Origin of the sequence: Meridianimarinicoccus zhengii (assembly GCF_003254465.1) — a bacterium.
GTDB classification, from domain to species: Bacteria; Pseudomonadota; Alphaproteobacteria; order Rhodobacterales; family Rhodobacteraceae; genus Meridianimarinicoccus; species Meridianimarinicoccus zhengii.
Map to the genome: position 1 here is coordinate 1 of NZ_QDFI01000068.1, position 22,069 is coordinate 22,069.

General features: G+C 68.2%; 21 protein-coding genes and 1 pseudogene. 15 read left to right on the top strand and 7 right to left on the bottom strand.

Annotated features, from left to right (window positions below):
• Positions 1 to 219, bottom strand: a pseudogene (locus tag DDE13_RS17545) (acetyl-CoA carboxylase, biotin carboxyl carrier protein); the annotation flags it as partial.
• A 255-nt stretch (positions 220 to 474) separates the two neighbouring features.
• Between DDE13_RS17545 and DDE13_RS17550 the strand changes: the two are divergent.
• Both DDE13_RS17550 and preA read left to right on the top strand, forming a co-directional pair.
• Entirely contained in the window at positions 475 to 1,827 is a 1,353-nt protein-coding gene (locus tag DDE13_RS17550) for an NAD(P)-dependent oxidoreductase (protein WP_111405570.1), read from the top strand.
• Between the two features lie 16 nt (positions 1,828 to 1,843).
• On the top strand, positions 1,844 to 3,148 hold the full coding sequence (gene preA / locus DDE13_RS17555; protein ID WP_111405571.1) for an NAD-dependent dihydropyrimidine dehydrogenase subunit PreA: 1,305 nt from the start codon (positions 1,844 to 1,846) through the stop codon (positions 3,146 to 3,148).
• Between the two features lie 222 nt (positions 3,149 to 3,370).
• Here the strand turns inward: preA and DDE13_RS17560 are convergent, their stop codons facing one another.
• From DDE13_RS17560 to DDE13_RS17575, 4 genes are all read right to left on the bottom strand, one after another.
• Positions 3,371 to 4,261 (bottom strand): DMT family transporter, encoded by an 891-nt coding sequence (locus DDE13_RS17560; protein ID WP_235868757.1) that lies wholly within the window; start codon positions 4,259 to 4,261, stop codon positions 3,371 to 3,373.
• Positions 4,262 to 4,358: 97 nt separating this feature from the next.
• Positions 4,359 to 5,123: an ABC transporter ATP-binding protein gene (locus DDE13_RS17565; protein ID WP_111405573.1), complete on the bottom strand. Its 765-nt coding sequence runs from the start codon at positions 5,121 to 5,123 to the stop codon at positions 4,359 to 4,361.
• The gene (locus DDE13_RS17570) at positions 5,120 to 6,166 is read right to left on the bottom strand and encodes a FecCD family ABC transporter permease (RefSeq protein WP_111405574.1); all 1,047 of its coding nucleotides are present in this window, start codon (positions 6,164 to 6,166) and stop codon (positions 5,120 to 5,122) included. Before DDE13_RS17570 ends, DDE13_RS17565 begins: the two co-directional genes overlap by 4 nt.
• A complete protein-coding gene (locus DDE13_RS17575; protein WP_111405575.1) occupies positions 6,166 to 7,173 on the bottom strand; it encodes an ABC transporter substrate-binding protein in 1,008 nt (335 codons plus the stop codon). Before DDE13_RS17575 ends, DDE13_RS17570 begins: the two co-directional genes overlap by 1 nt.
• Before the next feature lie 494 nt (positions 7,174 to 7,667).
• Between DDE13_RS17575 and DDE13_RS17580 the strand changes: the two genes are divergently transcribed.
• A complete protein-coding gene (locus tag DDE13_RS17580) occupies positions 7,668 to 8,915 on the top strand; it encodes an SAM-dependent methyltransferase (protein WP_111405586.1) in 1,248 nt (415 codons plus the stop codon).
• A gap of 19 nt (positions 8,916 to 8,934) precedes the next feature.
• On the opposite strand, the gene DDE13_RS17585 is transcribed toward DDE13_RS17580, so the two are convergent.
• Both DDE13_RS17585 and DDE13_RS17590 read right to left on the bottom strand, forming a co-directional pair.
• The gene (locus DDE13_RS17585) at positions 8,935 to 9,603 is read right to left on the bottom strand and encodes a CPBP family intramembrane glutamic endopeptidase (RefSeq protein ID WP_111405587.1); all 669 of its coding nucleotides are present in this window, start codon (positions 9,601 to 9,603) and stop codon (positions 8,935 to 8,937) included.
• Positions 9,604 to 9,626: 23 nt separating this feature from the next.
• Positions 9,627 to 9,977, bottom strand: a complete 351-nt coding sequence (locus DDE13_RS17590) for a hypothetical protein (protein ID WP_111405576.1) — start codon at positions 9,975 to 9,977, stop codon at positions 9,627 to 9,629.
• A gap of 192 nt (positions 9,978 to 10,169) precedes the next feature.
• Here DDE13_RS17590 and DDE13_RS17595 point away from each other — a divergent pair, with 192 nt between their 5' ends.
• The 12 genes from DDE13_RS17595 to DDE13_RS17645 all read left to right on the top strand — a co-directional run.
• Positions 10,170 to 11,495 (top strand): aspartate aminotransferase family protein, encoded by a 1,326-nt coding sequence (locus DDE13_RS17595; RefSeq protein ID WP_111405577.1) that lies wholly within the window; start codon positions 10,170 to 10,172, stop codon positions 11,493 to 11,495.
• Between the two features lie 2 nt (positions 11,496 to 11,497).
• Positions 11,498 to 12,748, top strand: coding sequence for a Zn-dependent hydrolase (locus tag DDE13_RS17600; RefSeq protein ID WP_111405588.1), 1,251 nt, complete (start codon positions 11,498 to 11,500; stop codon positions 12,746 to 12,748).
• Entirely contained in the window at positions 12,745 to 13,206 is a 462-nt protein-coding gene (locus DDE13_RS22985) for a hypothetical protein (protein WP_162631066.1), read from the top strand. The genes DDE13_RS17600 and DDE13_RS22985 overlap by 4 nt, the downstream gene beginning before the upstream one ends.
• A 25-nt stretch (positions 13,207 to 13,231) precedes the next feature.
• Positions 13,232 to 13,426, top strand: coding sequence for a hypothetical protein (locus tag DDE13_RS17605; protein WP_222626128.1), 195 nt, complete (start codon positions 13,232 to 13,234; stop codon positions 13,424 to 13,426).
• On the top strand, positions 13,419 to 14,180 hold the full coding sequence (locus tag DDE13_RS17610) for an endo alpha-1,4 polygalactosaminidase (RefSeq protein WP_162631067.1): 762 nt from the start codon (positions 13,419 to 13,421) through the stop codon (positions 14,178 to 14,180). The genes DDE13_RS17605 and DDE13_RS17610 overlap by 8 nt, the downstream gene beginning before the upstream one ends.
• 99 nt (positions 14,181 to 14,279) lie before the next feature.
• Entirely contained in the window at positions 14,280 to 15,740 is a 1,461-nt protein-coding gene (hydA, locus tag DDE13_RS17615) for a dihydropyrimidinase (protein ID WP_111405580.1), read from the top strand.
• A gap of 94 nt (positions 15,741 to 15,834) precedes the next feature.
• On the top strand, positions 15,835 to 16,050 hold the full coding sequence (locus DDE13_RS17620; RefSeq protein WP_162631068.1) for a hypothetical protein: 216 nt from the start codon (positions 15,835 to 15,837) through the stop codon (positions 16,048 to 16,050).
• A gap of 156 nt (positions 16,051 to 16,206) precedes the next feature.
• Positions 16,207 to 17,562 carry a helix-turn-helix domain-containing protein gene (locus DDE13_RS17625; RefSeq protein ID WP_111405582.1) on the top strand — a complete coding sequence of 452 codons (1,356 nt, stop codon included), beginning with the start codon at positions 16,207 to 16,209 and terminating at the stop codon, positions 17,560 to 17,562.
• A 67-nt stretch (positions 17,563 to 17,629) separates the two neighbouring features.
• Entirely contained in the window at positions 17,630 to 18,004 is a 375-nt protein-coding gene (locus DDE13_RS17630) for a response regulator transcription factor (RefSeq protein ID WP_111405583.1), read from the top strand.
• Positions 18,005 to 18,080: 76 nt separating this feature from the next.
• Positions 18,081 to 18,359, top strand: a complete 279-nt coding sequence (locus DDE13_RS17635; protein ID WP_235868758.1) for a hypothetical protein — start codon at positions 18,081 to 18,083, stop codon at positions 18,357 to 18,359.
• Positions 18,360 to 18,361: 2 nt separating this feature from the next.
• Entirely contained in the window at positions 18,362 to 21,055 is a 2,694-nt protein-coding gene (locus DDE13_RS17640; protein WP_111405584.1) for a sensor histidine kinase, read from the top strand.
• Between the two features lie 103 nt (positions 21,056 to 21,158).
• The coding region (locus DDE13_RS17645) for a FliM/FliN family flagellar motor switch protein (protein WP_162631069.1) at positions 21,159 to 22,069 on the top strand (911 nt) is incomplete at its 3' end.

A 22,069-nucleotide genomic window follows, 5' to 3' on the forward strand; every position in this document is an offset into this window, starting at 1 on the left:
GGCCGCCGGCATCGGGGCGGGGGCCGCGGGCGCGGGGACGGCGACGGGCGCCGGGGCGGCCTGCATGACGGCGGGCGGTGCACGCATGACGCGCACGTTCAGCGCGTTGTCCTCGGCGTACTCGCGTTTGACCTCCAGTTCGGTGAGGTCGTTCTCCCGCAGCAATTCCGCAAGTGCACGGATGAAAGCGACGTCATCGCCGTGGGACGTTTGGGTCATGGTATCCTCGCTCAGCCTCAAGCCTCGGTGCCGGTTTGCTGCCTGTTCGCCACGGCCCCGGTGGTGCGTCTTACACCCTTTGCAAAACGGTGAAAAGTAACGCAGGTCAAGATTGCGCATGGGCCGCGTGTCACATTCGCGCGCGGGAAGGCTTGATTTTTGCCGGAATGCTGGTGACGCTCCGATATCGCCCACGAGACCACGGGGCAGGATGGGCTGCGTCGCGGCCCCCCGCCCGAGGGGAGGACCGCAGGCATGGCGCACACATCGCAGACACCCGGCGTGGTGTCCGGTAGGCTTCAAGCCGAGGATTACGCGCGAAATTTCTGCGACCTTCATCCGCCGCTCGACCCCCATGCGGCGCTGGTGGCGGCGGATCGCTGCTATTTCTGCCATGACGCGCCCTGCATCGCGGCCTGCCCGACCGAAATCGACATCCCGCTGTTCATCCGGCAGATCCAGACCGGCATGCCGCGGGCGGCGGGACGCACGATCCTCGACGCGAATATCCTCGGCGGCATGTGCGCCCGCGTCTGCCCGACCGAAACGTTGTGCGAAGGGGCCTGCGTACGGCAGACGGCCGAGGCAAAGCCGGTGGAGATCGGGCGGCTGCAGCGCAATGCGACCGACGCGTTGATGGCGGCGGGTCCGCAGCCCTATGCCCGCGCGGCGTCCACGGGGTTCAGGGTGGCCGTGGTCGGGGCGGGGCCGGCGGGTCTGGCCTGCGCCCACCGGCTGGCGCTCCATGGCCACGACGTCGCGGTCTTCGATGCGCGGCCCAAGCCCGGCGGGCTGAACGAATACGGCATCGCGGCCTACAAGACGCCGGACGGGTTCGCGCAGGCCGAACTGGCGTGGCTCCTGGGGATCGGCGGTATCACGATGCACACCGGCGTCCAGATGGGTCGCGACCTGTCGCTGGCCGAACTGCGCGAGGACCACGACGCCGTGTTCCTCGGGCTCGGGCTGACCGGGGTGAACGCGCTGCGGGCAGAGGGCGATGCCCTTGCCCATGTCCATGATGCGGTGGATTTCATCGCCGATCTGCGGCAGGCCGGCGACAAGCGCCGCATTCCCGTGGGGCGCCGCGTGGTCGTGATCGGCGGCGGCATGACGGCGGTTGATGCCGCGGTGCAGGCCAAGCTTCTGGGCGCGGAGCGGGTGACGATGGTGTATCGCCGCACGCGCGACAGGATGGGCGCATCCCAGCACGAGCTGCTTCATGCGGCGTCCAAGGGGGTACAAGTCATGACGGGTGCCGCACCGGTGCGGCTGCTCGGCGACCGGGTGGTGAAGGGGGTGGAATTCGCCGCGACCGATCCAGCCAGTGGTGCCGTGCGGCCGGACGACCATTTCGTCCTTCCCGCCGACCAGGTGTTCAAGGCCATCGGCCAACGGCTCGGCCCGGCCCCGGGCGGGCTGGAGATCGCGGGTGGCAAGATCACCGTGACAGGGCCGGGGCGCAGCGCGTTGCCTGATGTCTGGGCGGGTGGCGATTGCGCGTTGGGCGGGGCTGACCTGACCGTCACCGCCGTAGCCGAGGGGCGCGATGCGGCAGAGGACATCCACGCGCGCCTGACCGGCGCCGGCCGCATCGCGGCAGAGTGACAGGGAACACCGGACCATGGCCGATCTGACGACCGAATTCGTGGGCATCCGCAGCCCCAACCCGTTCTGGCTGGCCTCGGCCCCGCCCACGGACAAGGAATACAATGTCCGCCGCGCATTCGCCGCAGGGTGGGGCGGCGTGGTGTGGAAGACCCTCGGGCTCGACCCGCATTGTGTGAACGTGAACGGGCCGCGTTATGGCGCCGTGTGGGGCGCGGACCGGCGGTTGCTGGGCATGAACAACATCGAGCTGATCACCGACCGCCCTTTGGAGGTGAACCTGCGCGAAATCAAGGCGGTAAAGCGCGATTGGCCGGACCGGGCGATGGTCGTGAGCCTGATGGTGCCCTGCGACGAGCAAAGCTGGAAGGGAATCCTGCCGCTGGTGGAGGAGACGGGGGCGGACGGTGTGGAACTGAATTTCGGCTGCCCGCACGGCATGTCCGAACGCGGCATGGGCAGCGCCGTGGGGCAGGTTCCTGAGTATATCGAGATGGTTACCCGCTGGTGTAAGCAGGCGACGCGGATGCCGGTGATCGTGAAGCTGACGCCAAACGTGACGGATATCCGGGCTCCGGCGCGGGCGGCGAAGGCCGGTGGCGCGGACGCGGTGAGCCTGATCAACACCATCAATTCCATCACGTCGGTGAACCTCGACACGATGTCGCCGGAGCCGATGATCGACGGGAAGGGCACGCATGGGGGGTATTGCGGGCCTGCGGTGAAGCCCATCGCGCTGAACATGGTGGCGGAAATCGCAAGAGATCCCGAGACTTGCGGGCTTCCGATCAGTGGCATCGGCGGGGTCACCACATGGCGCGACGCGGCGGAGTTCCTGGCGCTTGGGGCGGGGAATGTTCAGTGTTGTACGGTGGTCATGACCTATGGCTTCAAGGTCGTGCAGGAGATGATTACCGGGCTGTCGAACTGGATGGATGACAAGGGATATGCTTCGGTGGCCGACGTGTCCGGGCGGGCGGTGCCCAACGTGACCGACTGGCAGTATCTGAACCTCAACTATGTCGCCAAGGCCCGCATCGATCCGGATGCCTGCATCGGGTGCGGGCGGTGCTATGCCGCCTGCGAGGACACGAGCCACCAGGCTATCGCCATGAAACCGGGGCGCATTTTCGAGGTGATCGACGAAGAATGCGTGGCCTGCAACCTGTGCGTCAATGTCTGTCCGGTGGAGGGCTGCATCGAGATGGTACCGATGGCGGCGGGGGCGACCGACCCGCGCACGGGGCAGGTGGTGTCGCCAGACTATGCGAACTGGACCACCCATCAAAACAATCCCGCCGCCCGGCGCGCGGCGGAATAGGCGGTCGGACCGCGTCAGGATACGCGTATGACTCGTGTATGACTTTCGTATGACTCTTGTATGACCGGGGCGTGTCGCCAGGGCCTCGCGTTTTCGGGCGCGCAGGCGGTCGCACCGCAAGGCCAAAGTCGCGGCGGAAGGAGCGTGTCTTCCCCGCAGGCCGCCACCGGGCATCCGCAGGTTTCGCCGGGTATCACGGGATGCGCGGCGGCGCGCGCCGGGTCATCTTGATCTTGCGGGCCGCGCGATGATGGCGCTGGTCAGGATCAGCGGCCCTGCGAGGAGGAAGGCCAGCCCCGGCAGTTCGGCGAAGAAGGCAAGGCCAAGCACCACCGCCCACAGCACCGAGAGGTATTCGAACGGCGCAAGCGCGGAGGCGTCGGCGTGGCGGAAGGACAGGGTCATGAGAATATGGGCGACACCGCCCGCAAGGCCGGTGCCGATCAGCAGCATGGCGGTCGCCGCGTCGGGCCAGACCCATCCCCAGGGAAGCGTCGCAAGGCCGCCAAAGGCCGAGACGATGGCGAACCAGAAGGCGATGACGCCCGCGTTCTCGCCCATCAGCGTCAGGCGGCGCACCTGGATCAGCGCCCCGGCCGTCAGAACGGCGGTCACGAGGCCAAGGCCGACGCCCAGTCCGGACGCTTCGGGCAAAGCCCCGGTGAAGGCGGGCAGGCAGAAGGCCGCCGCCCCGGCAAGGCCGAGGGCGACACCGCCGATCCGCCGCACGGTCAGCACCTCGCCCAGCAGCGCCCAGCCGAGCAGCGCCAGCATCACGGGTGCGAGATAGGACAGCATCGTCGCCTCGGCGAGGGGCAGAAGGCGGATCGTCGCGAAGGAGGTGAACATGGCCGCGCCGCCCATGAGGCACCGGGCGACATGACCCAGCGGGCGCGGGGTCGTCAGACCGCGGGGCCAGTCGCCGCGCCACCACAGGAAAGCGACGAGCGGCAGCAAGGCGACAGCCGACCGGAAGAACACCACCTGGCCGAGCGGCACGCCGTCGCCAAGGGCCTTGACGCAGGCGCCCATCACCGCGAAGGCCAGCGTCGACAGCACCCGCAGCGCGATGCCCAGCGGTTCGTTCGCGGCGGGGCGCAGAATGGCCGTCACCGTGCGACCCGCAGGCGCGACGGCCGGTCGGGCGCCACGGGCCGGGACGCCCGGTCCCCCGCCAACGCACCGGATGGACCGCTGGCCGCGCGCCGTCTCATTCCGGGCTGAACCGGATATGCGGCCGACCGGCATCGGGCGTTCCGCTGACCTGTGCGTCGACCCGGAACACGTCGCGCAGGATCGCGCGGGTCAGCACGGCGGCGGGCGTGCCGGTGGCGCGCACGGTCCCGGACTCCAGCACGACGATGCGGTCGCAGAACATGGCCGCAAGGTTGAGGTCATGCAGGGCGATGACGCTGGTCAGGTCGAGATCGCGCACCATGCGCAGGATCTCGATCTGGTGATGGATGTCGAGATGGTTGGTCGGTTCGTCGAGAAACATCACCTGCGGGGTCTGTGCCAGCGCCCGCGCGATATGCACCCGCTGACGTTCGCCCCCGGACAGGGTCTGCCACGGCTGGGCCCTGCGGGATGTCATGTCGACGCGGGCCAGGGCATGGGCCACCGCGGTCTCGTCGGTTTCGGACCAGCCGGCGAGGGCCGAGCGGTGCGGCGTCCGGCCCAGCCGCACCACGTCGCGCACCGTGACGTTGGTGTCGGTCGCGGCGTTCTGCTGGACGAAGGCGACCTGCCGCGACAGGGCCTTACGAGAGACCCGGGCGATGTCCTGACCATTGATCTCGACCCTTCCCGACGCCGGGGTCTTCAGACCGGCCAGCAGACGCAGCAGGGACGACTTGCCCGATCCGTTGGGACCGATCAAGCCCAGCGTTTCGCCCGGTGCGGCCGTCAGCGACACGTCCGAAACGATGGTCTTGCGCGGCACGCCCCATGTCAGGTTCCGGGCGACGACGCTCATGCCTGCGGCCGCGCGCGGTAGAGGATGATCGCGAAGAAGGGTACGCCGACAAGCGCGGTCACGACGCCGATGGGCACGGTCTGCTGTGTGGCGATCACCCGCGCGGCGATGTCGGCGACCACCATGAAGACCGCGCCGACCACGGCGCAGGCGGGCAGCAGCCGCAGGTGCAACGGCCCGACGACGTATCGCGCCGCATGGGGCACGACCAGCCCGACGAAGCCGATGGCGCCGACCATGCTGACGATGGTCGCGGTCAGCAGCGCGGTCACCCCGAACAGCACCAGCCGGATACGCGCCACCGGCACGCCCAGCGCCGCGGCGTCCTCGTCCCCGAAGGTGAAGGCGTCGAGCGACCGGGCCATCCAGATGCAGACGCCCAGGCCGCCGATCACCACGGCGAGGAGAAGCTGGAAATCCGGCCAGCGCACGCCGCCGAAGCTGCCCAGAAGCCAGAACATGACATCGCGTGCCTGCTGGGCGTTGCCGGACGTGGTGACGATGTAGGAGGTCAGGGCGTTGAACAGTTGCGAGGCGGCGACACCGGCGAGGATCGTGTGGTTCGGCCCGCTCGTCGCCCCGTTAGACAGCAGCGCCACGAGCGCGAAGGCGGCGAAGGCCCCGGCGAACGCCCCCAGCGACAGCGACAGGCTGCCCGCACCGATGCCCAGCACGATCACGCAGACCGCCCCGGTCGACGCCCCCGCCGACACGCCCAGCACGAAGGGTTCGGCGAGCGCGTTGCGCAGCAGCGCCTGCAGGATCGCGCCGCAGATCGCCAGCCCGGCCCCGGCCAGTGCCGCCACCAGCGCGCGGCTCAGGCGCAGGTTCCACACGACGCTCTGTTCGATCGGGGCGATATCGGCGCCGGTCAGGCCCAGTTCGTTGGTGACCGACAGGACCACGGTTCTTGGCGCGATGTTGTAGTCCCCGATCGCCGTCGCGGCGGCGACGGCGATCGTAAGCACCACCAGCGACAGGCAGAGGAATAGGACAAGGCGGGTCGCCCCGTCCCCGGGCGCATCGGGCGCATCGGATGCCATCACGGAAGGTCGAGCGCCTTGAGCTGTTCGGCCACCTGTTCGGCGCCATAAAGTGTGCGGATGCTCGGGTTCATGGCGGCCCCGCTCATGACCACGATGCGGCCGTTGCGCACCGCGTCCATCTGGCTGACGGTCGGGTCGGAGGTGAGGAATTCGATCTTGTTTTCCGCGGTGTCCAGGTCCCAGCGGTTGCGGTCGACCTGTGCCGCGACGAAGACGGTCGGGTCGGCGGCCATGATGCCTTCCCAGCCCACGGCGGGCCAGTCCGCTTCGGTCGTGATCGCGTTGGCGCCGCCAAGCAGGTCCGCGATGTAGCCTGACGGTCCGTTGCCGCCGCCCAGATAGGCGTCATCGGCCGGGGACGGGCTGGAGAACCAGAACAGGAAGGTCAGGTCGTCGTCTTCGGCGAACCGTGCGCGCAGGGCGGCCTCGCGCGCCTTGAAATCCGCGATCAGGGCCTGCCCGCGATCGGCCACGTCGAAGATCCGCGACAGGTCCTCGATCTCCTTGTAGAGCAGGTCCATGCTCCAGAGCTCGTCGCGCGAGCCGTAGGCATCGCTGGCATCGAGCGTGGTCGAACACGCGCTTGGCGACAGATAGGTGGGGATGCCGAGGTCCGCGAAATCCGACCGCTTGGCGACCTTGCTGTCCGGCCCGAGCAGCGTCGTCAGCATCGCGGCCACGAAATCGGGTTGCTGCGCGAGCACGGATTCCAGCGTCGGAAACTCGACGGTGATGAGCGGGACACCACGATTGGCTTCGGCCACTTCGGGCAGCACCGCGTTCGGCCAGAAGGCGGTGGCGGCCATCCGGTCCCCGAGACCCAGCAGCAGCATGATCTCGGCGCTGTTCTGGCCAAGCGCCACGGTGTTGCGGGGTGCCCGTTCGAAGGTGACGGTCTGGCCGCAGTTCTGAATCGTGAGGGGGTATTCCGTCCCGGCCTGTGCCGACGCGCCGGACAGAGCCAGCGCAGCGCCTGCCAGCGCGCGGGTCAACGTGATGTGCATGGCTGCGCCTTGTTCCTGAGTGGTTTTGTCGGGGATCGGCTAATGGCATCCGGCGCCGAATTCAAGAGCGTTTCTGTCGGAAAAGGGCGGTGGGGTGCGTGGTGCGAAACTGGCGGTGCGGGCCGCGGATGGAGAGAGCCCGCCGGTTGACCCGACGCAACCGGCTTGCCGCACTGCAGCGCTGCAAGCACGGCCTGCGCCCTGTCCCGGCGGCGGGTGCGCAGGTCTTGCCCGGCCACGGGCGGCGTGTCTGGCCCGCCGCGGCCGAAGCGGGCGCCTTGCGGACCGTGGGGACATTAGCGGGTCGCTGCCCCTCCGGCCCCCGCGCGGTGCCCCGCGTCGGATTGCCCGGTACGGGGTGCCGTTCCCGTGACCGATCCGACCGCCCCGGCGCCGGTTCGACGCGCAAGAACATGCCGGTCCGCGCCGGACGCCGCAGGATGCTTGAAAGCCTGCGCGGGATTTCACAGTCTTGAACCACGGGGATGGACATCATGTGGACTCACATTCTTGACCGGATGCTCCGGAAAATGGTGCGCCGCGGAACGCTGAACGTGATCGACCCGCTGGGGACCGCGCGCAGCTACGGCGATGGCAGCGGCACGCCCGTCACCGTCCGCCTGAACGACCCTGCGATCGTCCGGCGGCTGGTGCTGCGGCCCGAAATGGCCATGGGCGAAGGCTACATGGACGGGGCCATCGATGTTGAGGGTGATGCTCTGACCGACCTGATCGAGCTGTTGCTGCGCAATCACGCCGACGATCTGCCGGTCTGGTGGCAGGCACCGCGCATGGCGCTGCGGCAGATGCGGCGGCGCCTGGACCAGTTCAACCCGGCCAGCCGCGCCCGCCGCAACGTGGCGCATCACTACGACCTGTCGCAGGCGCTGTATGACACGTTCCTCGATGCGGACCGGCAGTATTCCTGCGCTTATTTCCGCGACCCGTCCTGCACGCTGGAACAGGCGCAGGCGGCCAAGAAGCACCATATCGCGGCGAAGCTGTGCATCGAACCGGGGATGCGGGTGCTTGATATCGGCTGCGGCTGGGGCGGCATGGCGCTGACGCTCGCGCGCGACTATGGCGCACAGGTGACGGGTGTGACGCTCAGCCGCGACCAGCACGCCCTTGCGCAGCGGCGCGCCGAGGCCGAGGGCCTGGCGGATCGTGTGACCTTCCGGCTTCAGGACTACCGCGAGGTGACCGAACGTTTCGACCGCATCGTGTCGGTCGGCATGTTCGAGCATGTCGGCGTACCCCATTACCGGTCCTTCTTCGACACGGTGCGCGACCGGCTGCCGGGGCGCGGCGTGGCGCTGATTCACACCATCGGGCGGATGAAGCCGCCGGGCAGCACCAGCCCGTGGCTGGCGAAATACATCTTTCCGGGCGGCTATTCCCCGGCCCTGTCCGAGGTCGCGTCGGCGGTGGAACATGCCGGGCTGTGGATCACGGATCTGGAGGTCTGGCGGCTGCACTATGCGCGGACCCTGCAACACTGGTCGGAGCGGTTCGAGGCGGCGCTGACCGACCCCGGGCAACGCCGCCTTGTCCCCGTGCTGGCCGATCCGCGTTTCGTGCGGATGTGGCGGTTCTATCTCGCCGCGAGCGAGATGTCGTTCCGCGCCGGTGGCTGCAACGTGTTCCAGATCCAACTGGCGCGCGCGCAGGACGCGGTGCCACTGACGCGCGACTACATCCATACCGGCGCCCGGAGCGGACACTTGAGCGCGGCGGAATAGCCCCGCCGCCCGCGCCCGATCAGAACGGCCGCGTCACGGCACCGGAGTAGAAATAGACCCCCATGCCCATGGCGAACAGGACGATCCCCGCCACGGCATGCTGCACGACCGCGGTGGGAAAACTGCCGCGGCGCGCATATGCTTCCGCGAAGGCGAGCCCGCCGACGAAGGTCATCGCGGCGACGATCCAGCTCCAGTACATGAGATGCGCGAGCGAAAAGACCGCCGCGTTGACCGTCAGGGCAAGGCGTTCATGCCCGAACAGCGCGCCGTAGCGTCGAAAGAACAGCGGCCGGAACACGATTTCCTGCGGCAGCGCGGACAGCAGGGGATAGAGCAGCGCGATCGCCAGCATCAGTTGCGGCCGCTCGCGCGGCAGGAAGAACATCGCCCCGGGCCGGGTCGCTTGCAGCACCGCCCAGGCGGCGGCCGCGGTCAACAGCGCCAGACCGGCGACGCGGGCCCAGTCGACGCGGTGCCAGCCGCGCGTGAGTTCGTGCCAGCCGAATCCCGGCGTGATCTGAAGCAGCAGCAGCCCCAGCGCCGTCATCCCGAACAGCAGGCCGAACATCGCGTTCGCGGGCAGCAGCACCGCCCCCGCCACCGGAACGATCACGTAGAACAGCGCGAATTCAACCTTGAGGGTCCGCGACACGCCACGCCCGCGCGCAGCCTGGGCTTCGGTCATGGGGCGGCGTCCGTCATCGCCGTTCACACGCGGGCGTCGACCATCGTGAAGGCGGGGGTCCTTTCGCCGCCATTGGCGAGTTCGAACAGGGTGCGCATGTGCTCGAAGCCTTCCTTGACCATGGCGACGCGGTCGAAGCCGGTGACGGTTTCGGTGGCACCCGTGACGCGGCAGTCGTAGGCGGCGGCGTTGGTGCGGGCGGCGGCGGTCACGACGATCTCGGCCACGTGCGAGGCGGCGGGCATCTCGCGGCCACGCGCGGCCGGGGCGGCTGCTGCGGGGGGCTGTGCGGGGGCCACGGCGGCGGCGTTGGCGGCATAGACGGAGCGGAGCGGCTGAACGGCTGCGGCGGTGGGGGCGACTGCGAGGGACATGACGAAAACTCCGCGAGAGGTTGTATCAACTTTTAGCAGAATACCCCAGGACATGGCGCTTGTGTGGATTTGTAGCAGAGACGGTTAAAATTGCGCGGGTCCGCGGGCGCGGGCCGGGTTCCGGTCACGGGCGCGCTTGACTGGCAGGGGGCTGCGGTTACGCTCGGGCGGTCTCTCACAATCGGTGAACCCATGTCCCTCGACCAGCCTTCCGCCCCGAACGACCTGTCCGCCTTCTGGATGCCCTTCACCGCGAACCGCCAGTTCAAGGCGCATCCGCGGATGTTCGTCGCGGCGCAGGGCATGCATTACACCACCGCCGACGGGCGGCAGGTGCTGGACGGCACGGCGGGGCTGTGGTGCTGCAATGCGGGCCACGGGCGCCCGAAGATCGTGGAGGCGATCCAGAAACAGGCGGCGGAACTGGATTATGCGCCCGCGTTCCAGATGGGGCACCCGAAGGCGTTCGAACTGGCGGCGCGGCTGCGGGACATGGCGCCCGCGGGGATGGAGCATGTGTTCTTCACCAATTCCGGGTCGGAATCGGTGGATACGGCGCTGAAGATTGCCATCGCGTATCAGCGGGCCAAGGGGCAGGGCACGCGGACCCGGCTGATCGGGCGCGAGCGCGGCTATCACGGGGTGAATTTCGGCGGCATCTCGGTGGGCGGGATCGTCAACAATCGCCGCCATTTCGGGGCGCTGCTGGCGGGGGTAGATCACATGCCCCACACGCACCTGCCGGAGAACGCGTATTCCAAGGGCCAGCCCGAACACGGCGCGCACCTGGCCGAGGATCTGGAGCGGATCATCGCGCTGCACGGTCCCGAAACCATCGCGGCGGTGATCGTGGAGCCGGTGGCGGGGTCCACGGGCGTGCTGCTGCCGCCGAAGGGGTATCTGGAGCGGCTGCGGGAGATCACGGCGGCGCACGGGATCCTGCTGATCTTCGACGAGGTCATCACCGGCTTCGGGCGGCTGGGCAGCGCCTTTGCAGCGGATCATTTCGGGGTGCAGCCGGATCTCATGTGTACCGCGAAGGGGCTGACGAACGGGACGATCCCCATGGGGGCGGTGCTGGCCACGTCCGAGGTGCATGACGCGTTCATGCACGGGCCCGAGCATCTGATCGAGTTGTTCCACGGCTATACCTATTCCGGGAACCCCATCGCCGCGGCCACTGGCCTCGCGACGCTGGAGGTGTATCGGGAGGAGGGACTGTTCGACCGCGCTGCCGGGATCGCCGGGTATTGGGAGGAGGGGCTGCACAGCCTGCGCGGCCTGCCTCATGTGATCGACATCCGCAACATGGGTCTGATCGGGGCGGTGGAACTGGAACCGCGGCCTGGGGCGCCCACGGCGCGGGCGTTCCAGGCGTTTCTCGATTGTTACGAGGCGGGCGTGCTGATCCGCACGACCGGCGACATCATCGCCATGTCGCCGCCGCTCATCATCGACAAGCCGCAGATCGACCAGCTGTTCGGCACGCTGTCCGATGTGCTGAAGGGGCTGGCGTGACCGTGGCTGGGGCGGGCGAAAACCTGAAGATCGACGGCGACCGGCTGTGGGACAGCCTGATGGCGATGGCGCAGGTCGGCCCCGGCGTGGCGGGCGGCAACAACCGCCAGACACTGACGGATGCCGATGCCGAGGGGCGGGCGCTCTTCGCCCGCTGGTGCGCGGACGCGGGGCTGACCATGGGCGTGGACGCCATGGGGACGATGTTCGCGCGCCGCGAAGGGACAGATCCGGACGCGCTGCCGGTCTATGTCGGCAGTCATCTCGACACCCAGCCCACGGGCGGGAAATATGACGGCGTGCTGGGCGTTCTGGCGGGGCTGGAACTGGTGCGCACGCTGAACGACCTGAACATCGCCACCCGCCATCCCATCGTGGTCACCAACTGGACGAACGAAGAAGGCACGCGGTTCGCGCCCGCCATGATGGCGTCGGGGGTGTTTGCGGGGAAACACGATCTCGACTGGGCCTACGCGCGTACGGATGCGGCGGGGCTGCGCTTCGGCGACGAACTGGACCGCATCGGCTGGAAGGGCGAGGAACCGGTGGGCGCGCGCCAGATGCACGCGTTCTTCGAGCTGCACATCGAACAGGGCCCGATCCTTGAGGCGGAGGGCGCGGATATCGGCGTCGTCACCCATGGGCAGGGCCTGTGGTGGCTGGAGGTCACCCTGACCGGCAAGGACGCCCATACCGGATCGACGCCGATGGCGATGCGGCGCAACGCGGGGCTGGGCATGGCGCGGATCACCGAACTGGTGCACACCATCGCCATGGGCGCGCAGCCCGACGCGGTGGGGGCGGTGGGGCAGGCGAATGTCTATCCCAACTCGCGCAACGTGATCCCGGGCCGCGCCGTGTTCACGGTGGATTTCCGCTCGCCCGATCTGGACAAGCTGACGGCGATGAAGGTGCGGCTGGAGGACGAGGCGCCGAAGATCGCGGCCGATCTGGGTCTTGGGATCGAGATCGAGGCGGTGGGCCATTTCGACCCGGTCACGTTCGATCCCGGCTGCGTCGCGGCGGTGCGCGATGCGGCGGAACGGCTCGGCTACAGCCATCGGGACATCGTGTCGGGCGCGGGGCACGACGCCTGCTGGATCAACCGCGTCGCCCCCACGGCGATGGTGATGTGCCCCTGCGTGGACGGGCTGAGCCACAATGAGGCCGAGGAAATCATCAGGGACTGGGCCAGCGCCGGGGCCAACGTGCTGCTGCACGCCGTGGTGGAGACGGCGGGAGTTGTGGGGTGAAGCGAAAGTATTTCAGCGCGTTTTGTCTCGCTTCTGGTCTGTGTACGACGGCAATTGCCGCGGACGGACTGAGACCATTAGAAGAGACGGTCACAGAAAGCACCGAAAGTTCTTACGCGCTAGTTCGTTGTGCCGCATTCTATACTTCAGCTTTGGAGTGGGCAGGCACTGCTCTCAAGCAAGACGATTATGATCGTACAAAAAAGTCTGTCGATAGCTTGTTGCTTGTTGCTTCAGTCATGCGCTCCGCAAATTCAGCGGATGTTCTCCAAGATGTTGCCGAAGTTGTGTTGATAGATGCGAGAAAAATCGCCGACATCTACATCGAAAATCTTCGGGACAATTATGCCGTTACGGGAAACGCTTGGGAGGGAAATCTTGTATATGAAGCTGATGGAGCATACTGCCTTCCAATTGCCCAAACGGCAATTGCCATGAGTGATGATCTCAATGAGTGAAGGTGAAAATACGCCTATTGGAGATGTGACGAATGCTCTCCTTCTGGAGCATCTCAAAGCGATCCAGGCCACGCTTGCGCGCCACGGGGAAGAGTTGCGCGAGATCCGGGAGCGACTGAGCACGCTCGAAATGCAGTATGCCAACCTGTCGCGCCGCGTGGACCGCATGGACGAGCGGATCACGCGCATCGAACTCCGGCTCGGGCTGGTCGATGGCTAGGCGGTTCCCGATCCTCGCGGCCTTGGCGGTGCTGCTGGCCGCGACCGCCAGCGCCCGCGCGGACGCCTATTGGGACTGGCAACTGACCTCGCCCTATGACCTGTCCGTTCCGGTCCAGATACTGGTGGTCGAGCCCACGGGGGTCACGTCCGCGCAAGTCGCGGCGCTCAAGGCGCGCGGGGTTCGGCCCTTCTGCTATGTTTCCATCGGCACGTGGGAGCCGTGGCGCGACGATGCGGACGCCTTTCCCGCCAGCGTCATCGGCAACACGGTCGGCGACTGGCCGGACGAGAAATACGTGGACATGGCCGACCGGGTGCATGTCTGGCCGTTGATGAAGGCGCGCTTCGACCGTTGCGCGGCCATGGGGTTCGTGGGCGTGGAACCGGACAACATGGGCGCCCATGACAACGACACCGGCTTTCCGTTCACCAGCGCCGACGCGGTCGTCTATTTCCGCGAGATGGCCGCCCATGCCCACGGGCTGGGCATGAAGATCCTGCAAAAGAACGCGGACGAGTTGGTCCCGCAACTGGTGGGGACCTTCGACGGGATGCTGGTCGAGGAATGTTTCCACTATGATTTCTGCGAAGATGCGCTGCCCTATGTGCAGGCCGGAAAGCCGGTCCTGGCGGTGGAGTTCACCGAGAACGGTGGCGACTGGGCGGCCTATTGCCGGCAGGCGAAGGCCTATGGCTTTCACCTTCTGCTCAAATCTTACGAGGTCACGGCGGGCGGGCAGGTCTGCCGCTGACGACATGGCCCCCAAATCTGCCGCCAGCGGGCCTCGCGATTGACAGCCCCGCCCGGACGGTATGCACTGGCATGGCAACAGGGTTAACACGGGGCAGGCATGACCAAGGTCATCAAGGGCGGCACGGTCGTTACGGCGGACAGGCAGTTCGACGCGGATATCCTGATCGAAGGGGAGACCATCGCCGCGATCGGCGAAAACCTACAAGGCGACGAGGTGATCGACGCGACCGGCGCCTATGTCATCCCCGGCGGGATCGATCCGCACACGCATATGGAAATGCCCTTCATGGGCACCACCGCCGACGAGACTTTCGAGAGCGGCACATGGGCGGCGGCGACCGGCGGGACCACGATGCTGGTGGATTTCGTGCTGCCGGGGCCGGACGGGTCACTGGTGAACGCAATAAACGACTGGCACCGCAAGTCCGCGCCGCAGATCTCCACCGACATCGGCTATCACGTGGCGATCACCGGCTGGTCGGAGCAGATCTTTGACGAGATGAAGACCGCCGTCGAGATGGGCGTGAACTCCTTCAAGCACTTCATGGCCTACAAGGGCGCGCTGATGGTGGAGGATGACGAGATGTTCGCGTCCTTCACCCGCTGCAAGGAACTGGGTGCGCTGCCCATGGTCCATGCGGAGAACGGCGATATCATCCAGGAATTGCAGCAGCGGTTCCTTGCAGAAGGGATCACCGGGCCGGAGTGCCACGCCTATTCCCGCCCGCCCGAGGTGGAGGGCGAGGCCGCGAACCGCGCCATCATGATCGCCGACGCGGTGGGCACGCCGCTGTATGTGGTCCACGTCTCCTGCGAACAGGCACACGAGGCGATCCGGCGCGCGCGGCAGAAAGGGCACCGGGTTTACGGCGAGCCGCTGATCCAGTTCCTGACGCTCGACGAGTCCGAGTATTTCGACAAGGACTGGGACCATGCCGCGCGGCGGGTCATGTCGCCGCCGTTTCGCAGCAAGGATCATCAGGACGGGCTGTGGGCCGGGCTGGCGGCGGGGTCGTTGCAGGTGGTGGCGACGGATCATTGCGCCTTCGGCACCGAGAAGAAACGCATGGGGCTGGGGGATTTCACGAAGATCCCGAACGGCACCGGCGGGCTGGAGGACCGGCTTGCGGTGCTCTGGACCCGCGGGGTGGAGACGGGGCGGATCACGCCCGAGGAATTCGTGGCGGTGACATCGACGAACATCGCCAAGATCCTGAACATCTATCCGCGCAAGGGCGCGCTGGTGCCCGGGGCGGATGCCGATATCGTGGTGTGGGATCCGAGGATCTCCAAGACGATCCGCGCGGCGAACCAGAAATCCGCCATCGACTACAACGTGTTCGAAGGCATCGAGGTGACGGCGCAGGCGCGGCACACGCTGTCACGGGGTGAGGTCATCTGGACATGGGGCAGCAATGCCGGCCCGCAGCCGGGGCGGGGCCGCTACGTGCCGCGCCCGGCTTTCCCGTCGGCGGCCAAGGCCCTGAGCCGGTGGAAGGCGCTGAATACCCCGCGCCGGGTGGAGCGCGATCCGCAGAACATCCCGTCGGGGGTCTGACGCTCGACAGCCGCGGTTCAGGGCGATATGCCGGGCGCCGCCACGGGCGCCGCGGGCCTGGCGTGCGGCGCCGCCGACGAACGGGATGGACAGCATGACCGACACGACCACCGCGCGCGACATCAAGCGGCTGAAGCGCAGCGTCTGGATACTGGGGGCCGCGCTGCTGTTCTTCGTGGCCTCGGCGGCGATCCATGTGGCGCAGGCGGGGTCGCTGCGGGCCATCGATATCGTGATCCTGCCTGTGGGCGCGCTGTTCGCCGCCTATCTGCGGCGGCTGCGCGCGGCGCAGGCGAAGGCGCGACACTGACGGCCGACGGTTGTAAATCCTGACGCTTGCTGTGCGGCACCGTGTAAAGCGGCGGCCAAGCAACGGTCGGCGCGGAAATTTCCTGTCACGGCGCGGCGCGGCGGTGTAGTCTTGCTTCAAGCACCGCAGGCCGGTGCCACGGGGAGGACACCGCACATGCCGCGCAGCGCGCTGACCGGCAGCCGAATCCGCGAACGGCGCACCGCGCAGGGGCTGCGCCAGTCGGAATTGGCCGCACGGGTCGAGATCTCGCCCAGCTACCTCAACCTGATCGAACACAACCGGCGGCGGATCGCGGGCAAACTGCTGACGCGGATCGCACGGGCGCTGGCCGTGGACGTGTCGGTGCTGACCCAGGGGGCCGAGACCGAGCAGCTGGACCAGATGGGCGCGGCGGCGGCGGCGCATCCCGATGTCGCGGTCGAGCTGGACCGGGTGGACGAACTGGTGGGCCGGTATCCCGGCTGGTCGGCGCTGATCGCGACGCAGGCCCGGCGCATCGCGGCGCTGGAGGCGCGGGTGATAGGGCTGGCGGATCGGTTGGCCCATGACCCGTTCCTGTCGGCGTCGCTGCATGACCTGCTGTCGCGGGTGGCGGCGATCCAGTCCACGGCATCGATCCTGGTGGAAACGGAGGATCTCGACGACAACTGGCGCAAGCGCTTCGAACGCAACCTGCATGACGACAGCGCGCGGCTGGCCACCGGGGCGGCGGCGCTGGTCGGCTATCTCGATGCCGAGGGGGAGCCGGAACTGGGCGTCGTCACCCCGCAGGAGGAGCTGGAGGCGTTCCTGAACGCCACCGGGTTCCACGTCGCGGCGCTGGAGGGCAGTGTGCCGGACCTGATCGACCGGATCGTGCGCGATGCCCCGGCGCTGCAATCGGATGCGGGCCGGGCGCTGGCCCGCGCCTATCTGCGCCGCTACCGGGCAGAGGCGCTGGCGATGCCGCTGGCCGCCTTTGCCGCCGCGGCGCAGGACGCGGGCCATGACCCGGCCCGGCTGGCGGCCCAGTTCGGCCAGCCCATGGGCGCCGTGTTCCGGCGGCTGGCATCGCTGCCGGACGCAGGGATCGGACTGGTGGTCTGCGACGGGTCCGGCGCGCTGACCCTGCGCAAGACCACGCCGCTATTGCCGGTTCCGCGCTTCGGGTCGGCCTGTGCGCTCTGGCCGCTCTACCGGGCGCTGGCGCAACCGATGGCGCCGCTGCGGGTGGTTCTGGAACATGCGGCGCGGCCAGACGAACGCTTCGTGTGTTTCGCCATGGCGCAGCCAGCCTATCCGGAAGGCTTCGCCGGGCCCGCGGTGCACGAAAGCGCGATGCTGGTCGTGCCGCCCGAACTGGTGGCGCCCGGGGATGCGATCGCGCCGCTGGGGCGGATCGGCACATCCTGCCGGGTCTGCCCGCTGGATGGCTGCCCCGCGCGGCGCGAGCCGTCGATCCTGGGCGATGCCGGGTCGGGGGCAAGTGCGGCGGCGCTGCCCGGCGCTTTGACAGCCCGCGCGGGATGACGGCATAGTCTTGGCAACAGGCCGGGCCGAACCCGCGCCGGAGACGCGCGAGGGGGAGAGGCGCAGGATGGGACATCATGTGCTGTTGATCGAGGACGAACCCAACATCATGGAGGCGATCCGCTTCTTCCTGTCGCGCGACGGCTGGCGCGTGTCGTGCCACAGCGACGGCGCGACGGCGATGGCCGAGATCGGGCGGGTGCGCCCGGACGTTGTCGTGCTCGACGTGATGCTGCCCAACCGCAGCGGGTTCGACGTGCTGCGCGACCTGCGTGCGGACCCGGATCATGGCGCGTTGCCGGTCCTGATGCTGACCGCGAAGGGGCAGGCCAAGGACCGCAGCCGGGCCGAGGGCCTTGGCGCCAGCGATTTCATGACCAAGCCGTTTTCCAACGCCGAGGTGCGCGACAAGCTGCGCGCGCTTGTCGGGCGCGTGGATTGAGGCGGGGGGCAGGACGGTGCCGGACCAGCGTGACAAGCCCCTTTTCCTCGCACGGCAGGGATACAGGCAGCGGCGCGTGATCGATGCCGCATGGGTGCTGCCCGTGTTCGGGGCGTTCCTGCTGCTGGTGCCGGTGCTGTGGGATCTTGGCCCGAGCGGGTCCGACGCGCCTCGGCGTCTGGCCGAGCGCGGGGTCTATATCTTCGGGGTCTGGGCGCTTCTGGTCGGGGGGGCCGCGCTGCTGGGCCGCCGCTTGCGGGATGTCGCCAGCCCGCCTGCCGACGAAGCAGGCGCGCCGCAGGGCGACGCCCACCGGCCCGACCCGGCAGCGGCCCCGGATGACGGGCCGGTGTGAACATGCCGGGCTTCAACCTGCTGCTCCAGGTCTGCCTCGCCTATGTGGCGGTGCTGTTCGCGGTCGCATTCTGGGCGGAACGGCGTGCGCGCGCGGGCCGCGTGGGCTGGTTGCGCTCGCCCCTGATCTACACGCTGTCGCTGTCGATCTACTGCACCGGCTGGACCTTTTATGGCGCAGTCGGCTATGCGGCGCGGTCCGGGCTTGAATACCTGTGCATCTATCTTGGTCCCACGCTGGTCATGGTTGGCTGGTGGGTGCTGCTGCGCAAGCTGGTGCGCGTGGCCCGAACCCAGCGCATCACGTCCGTGGCGGACCTCATCTCGTCCCGCTACGGCAAGTCGGCGCTGCTGGGCGGGCTGGTCACGCTGCTCGCCGTGGTCGGCACCACGCCCTATATCGCGCTGCAATTGCAATCGGTGACGCTGTCCTTCAGCGTCTTCGCGGGCAGCGCGGAAGATGTCTGGCCGGCGCCAAACCTGCATGCCACGGCGATCTGGCTGGCGGTGGGCATGACCGCCTTCACCATCCTGTTCGGCACCCGAAATCTCGACGCCAACGAACGCCATCACGGCGTGGTGACGGCCATCGCGCTGGAGGCGCTGGTTAAGCTGGCGGCGCTTCTGGCGGTGGGGGTGTTCGTCGTCTGGGGCGCGGGCGGCGGGCTTGGCGCCATGGCCGAACGGATCAACGCGTCGCCCATCGCGGCGGCGCCGACGGACGGGAGCAGGTGGCTCGCGCTCACCTTCCTGTCTGGTGCGGCCCTTCTGTGCCTGCCGCGGATGTTCCAGGTGCTGGTGGTCGAGAACAGCGACGAGCGGCACCTGATCACCGCGTCCTGGGCGTTTCCCCTGTATCTTGCGCTCATGAGCCTGTTCGTGGTGCCGATCGCGGTGGTGGGGCTGGAAATACTGCCCGCAAGCGCGAACCCGGACCTGTTCGTGGTGACATTGCCGATGGCGCTGGGGCAGGACTGGCTGGCGCTGCTGGCGTTCCTCGGCGGGTTCTCCTCGGCCACGTCCATGGTGATCGTGGCGACGATCGCACTCAGCACGATGGTGTCGAACCACGTGGTCCTGCCGCTATGGCTGCGCCTGCGCCCCGAGGGGGCCACCGTGTCCGGGGATGTGCGCGAGGTCGTGCTGACATCGCGGCGGCTGTCCATCGCGGCGCTGATCGGGCTGGGGTATCTGTACTACCGTTTCTCGGGTGGCGGGGCGGCACTTGCGGCCATCGGGCTGATCAGCTTCGTGGGCGTGGTGCAGGTGCTGCCCGCCATGCTGGGCGGGCTGTTCTGGCGCGGGGCGACGCGGGTGGGCGCGGGTTGCGGCGTCGGGCTTGGTTTCCTGTTGTGGCTCTATACGCTGTTCCTGCCCAGCTTCGGGCCGGACGTGGTGTTCAGCGCGCGCATGATGGCCGAAGGGCCGTGGGGCATCGCCCTGTTGCGTCCCCATGCGCTGTTCGGGCTCGATGCGCTGGACCCGGTCGTGCACGCGGTGCTGTGGAGCATGGTCTTGAACACCGCGGCCTTCGTGACCGGGTCTCTCGTCAGTTTCCCGACCCCGCTGGAGCGGCTGCAGGGCGCGCAGATCGTGAACGTGTTCGATTATACCGCCAGCCGCAGGGGCTGGAGCCAGTCCAGCGTGGAGGCGGAGGACCTGCTCATCACCGCGCAGCGCATCCTCGGTGCCGCCGAGGCCCAGTCGCTGTTCCGGGCCGAGGCCCGCGCCCAGGGCAAGGTCGGCTACCTGCCCGAGATCACGCCCGATTTCATCGACCGGTTCGAGCGGCGGCTGGCGGGGTCGGTGGGCGCGGCGACGGCCCACGCGATGACGGGCCAGATGATTTCCGGGACCGCCGTGTCCGTGGCGGACCTGATGGCCGTCGCCGACGAGACTGCGCAGATCAAGGAATACTCGACCCAGCTTGAGCAGAAATCGCGCGAACTGGCCCGCACCGCCCGGCAGTTGCGCGACGCCAACGAGAAGCTCACGGCGCTGTCGGTGCAGAAGGATGCGTTCCTGAGCCAGATCAGTCACGAGTTGCGCACGCCCATGACATCCATCCGGGCATTCAGCGAGATCCTGATGTCTGCCGATGACCTGAGTTCCGCGGACAAGACCCGCTATTCGCGGATCATCCAGGACGAAGCGATGCGGCTGACACGTCTGCTCGATGCGCTGCTGGATCTCAACGTGCTGGAGCACGGAAAGGTCACGATCGCACCCGAACGCGCGCTTCTGCGCGACGTGATCGACCGGGCCGTTCTGGCCACGAGCGCGGTCAATGCCGCAGGTGCGTTCACCATCGACCGGGTGGAATCGGCTGAAGGGGTGGAAATCCACACCGATCTCGACCGGTTGGCGCAGGTCTTCATCAACCTGATCGCCAATGCCCGGAAATACTGCGATGCGCCGCGCCCGCGCCTGCGCATCCGGGTCACGCGGCTCGACGGGCGGCTGGCGGTGGATTTCATCGACAACGGCCACGGTATCCCCGTGGACAGCCAGGCGTTGATCTTCGAGAAATTCTCGCGCCTGTCGGACCAGTCGGCGGCCGGTGGCGCGGGGCTGGGTCTGGCCATCTGCCGCGAGATCATGGCCAAGCTGGGCGGGTCCGTGACCTATCTGCCGGGGCAGGGCGGCGCGGGCTTTCGCGTGATCCTGCCCGACGCGCAGGCGGCCAGCGCCGCGTGACGCGGGACCGGTCGCTGGCGCGATCCGATGGCTGGCATTTTCAGGAATTGGTAATGGCTGACGGTGCAGGGTACCCCGAGGTCGAGGCATGGAACGAATGCGGATGTCGGATACAGGGGCCACGGCGCTGCGGCGCATGATCGGAATGGCACGGCGCATGCCGGCGCATGGCGCCATGGGGGTCGAGGATGCACTGCGGCTGGCGCTGTCGCGGGCGGGACAGGATGCGGCGCGCGTGGCGCTTGCGGGCGGTACGGTCCAGAGTGCCGTGGCGCCGGTCGCCGGGCTTGGCGCGCTGCTGCCGCAGGGCGGGCTGTGGGTCGTGCTGCAAGGTCCGCATCGGCTGCGCGGCGTCGCGGGGCTTGATGCGAACCTTTTGTCGGGGCTGGTGCAGGCGCTGACCACGGGACGGATCAAGCCCGGCGCAGTGGGGACCCGGACGGCCACGCAGACCGATGCGCTGCTGCTGCGCCGGTTCCTCGGCGTGCTGGTCGACGCGCTGGCGCGGCGGCTGGACGGTCAGGCCATGGACGGCTGGGCCACGGGATACCAACCGCGCGACCGGATCGCCGACGCCGCGCGGTTGCCGCACCTGCTGCCGGACATGCCCTACAGGGTGCTGACCTGTGCTGTCGACATGGCAGAAGGCGTGCGTAGCGGCACTCTCGTCGTCGCCCTGCCCGAAGCGACGCCTGTCGCACAGTCCGAGAACCCGCAGGCGGCGGAACGCGCGGCCTTCAGCGCGGCGCTTGGTCGTGTCGTGGCCGATGCGCCCGCGGAACTGGAGGCCGTGCTGTGCCGCCTGACCTTGCAACTGGATACTGTGGCGGGGCTGAAGCCGGACATGGTTCTGCCCTTGCCCCGCCACGCGGTGGCGGAGGTCGTGTTGCAGGGCTGCGACGGCCGCGTGGCAGCCGTCGCGCGGCTGGGCCAGTCACGCGGCCAGCGGGCGGTGAAGCTGGTGTCGCTGGCCGGTGCGCCGGCGGCGCCGACAGAGCCCGGCGCGCTGCCGCC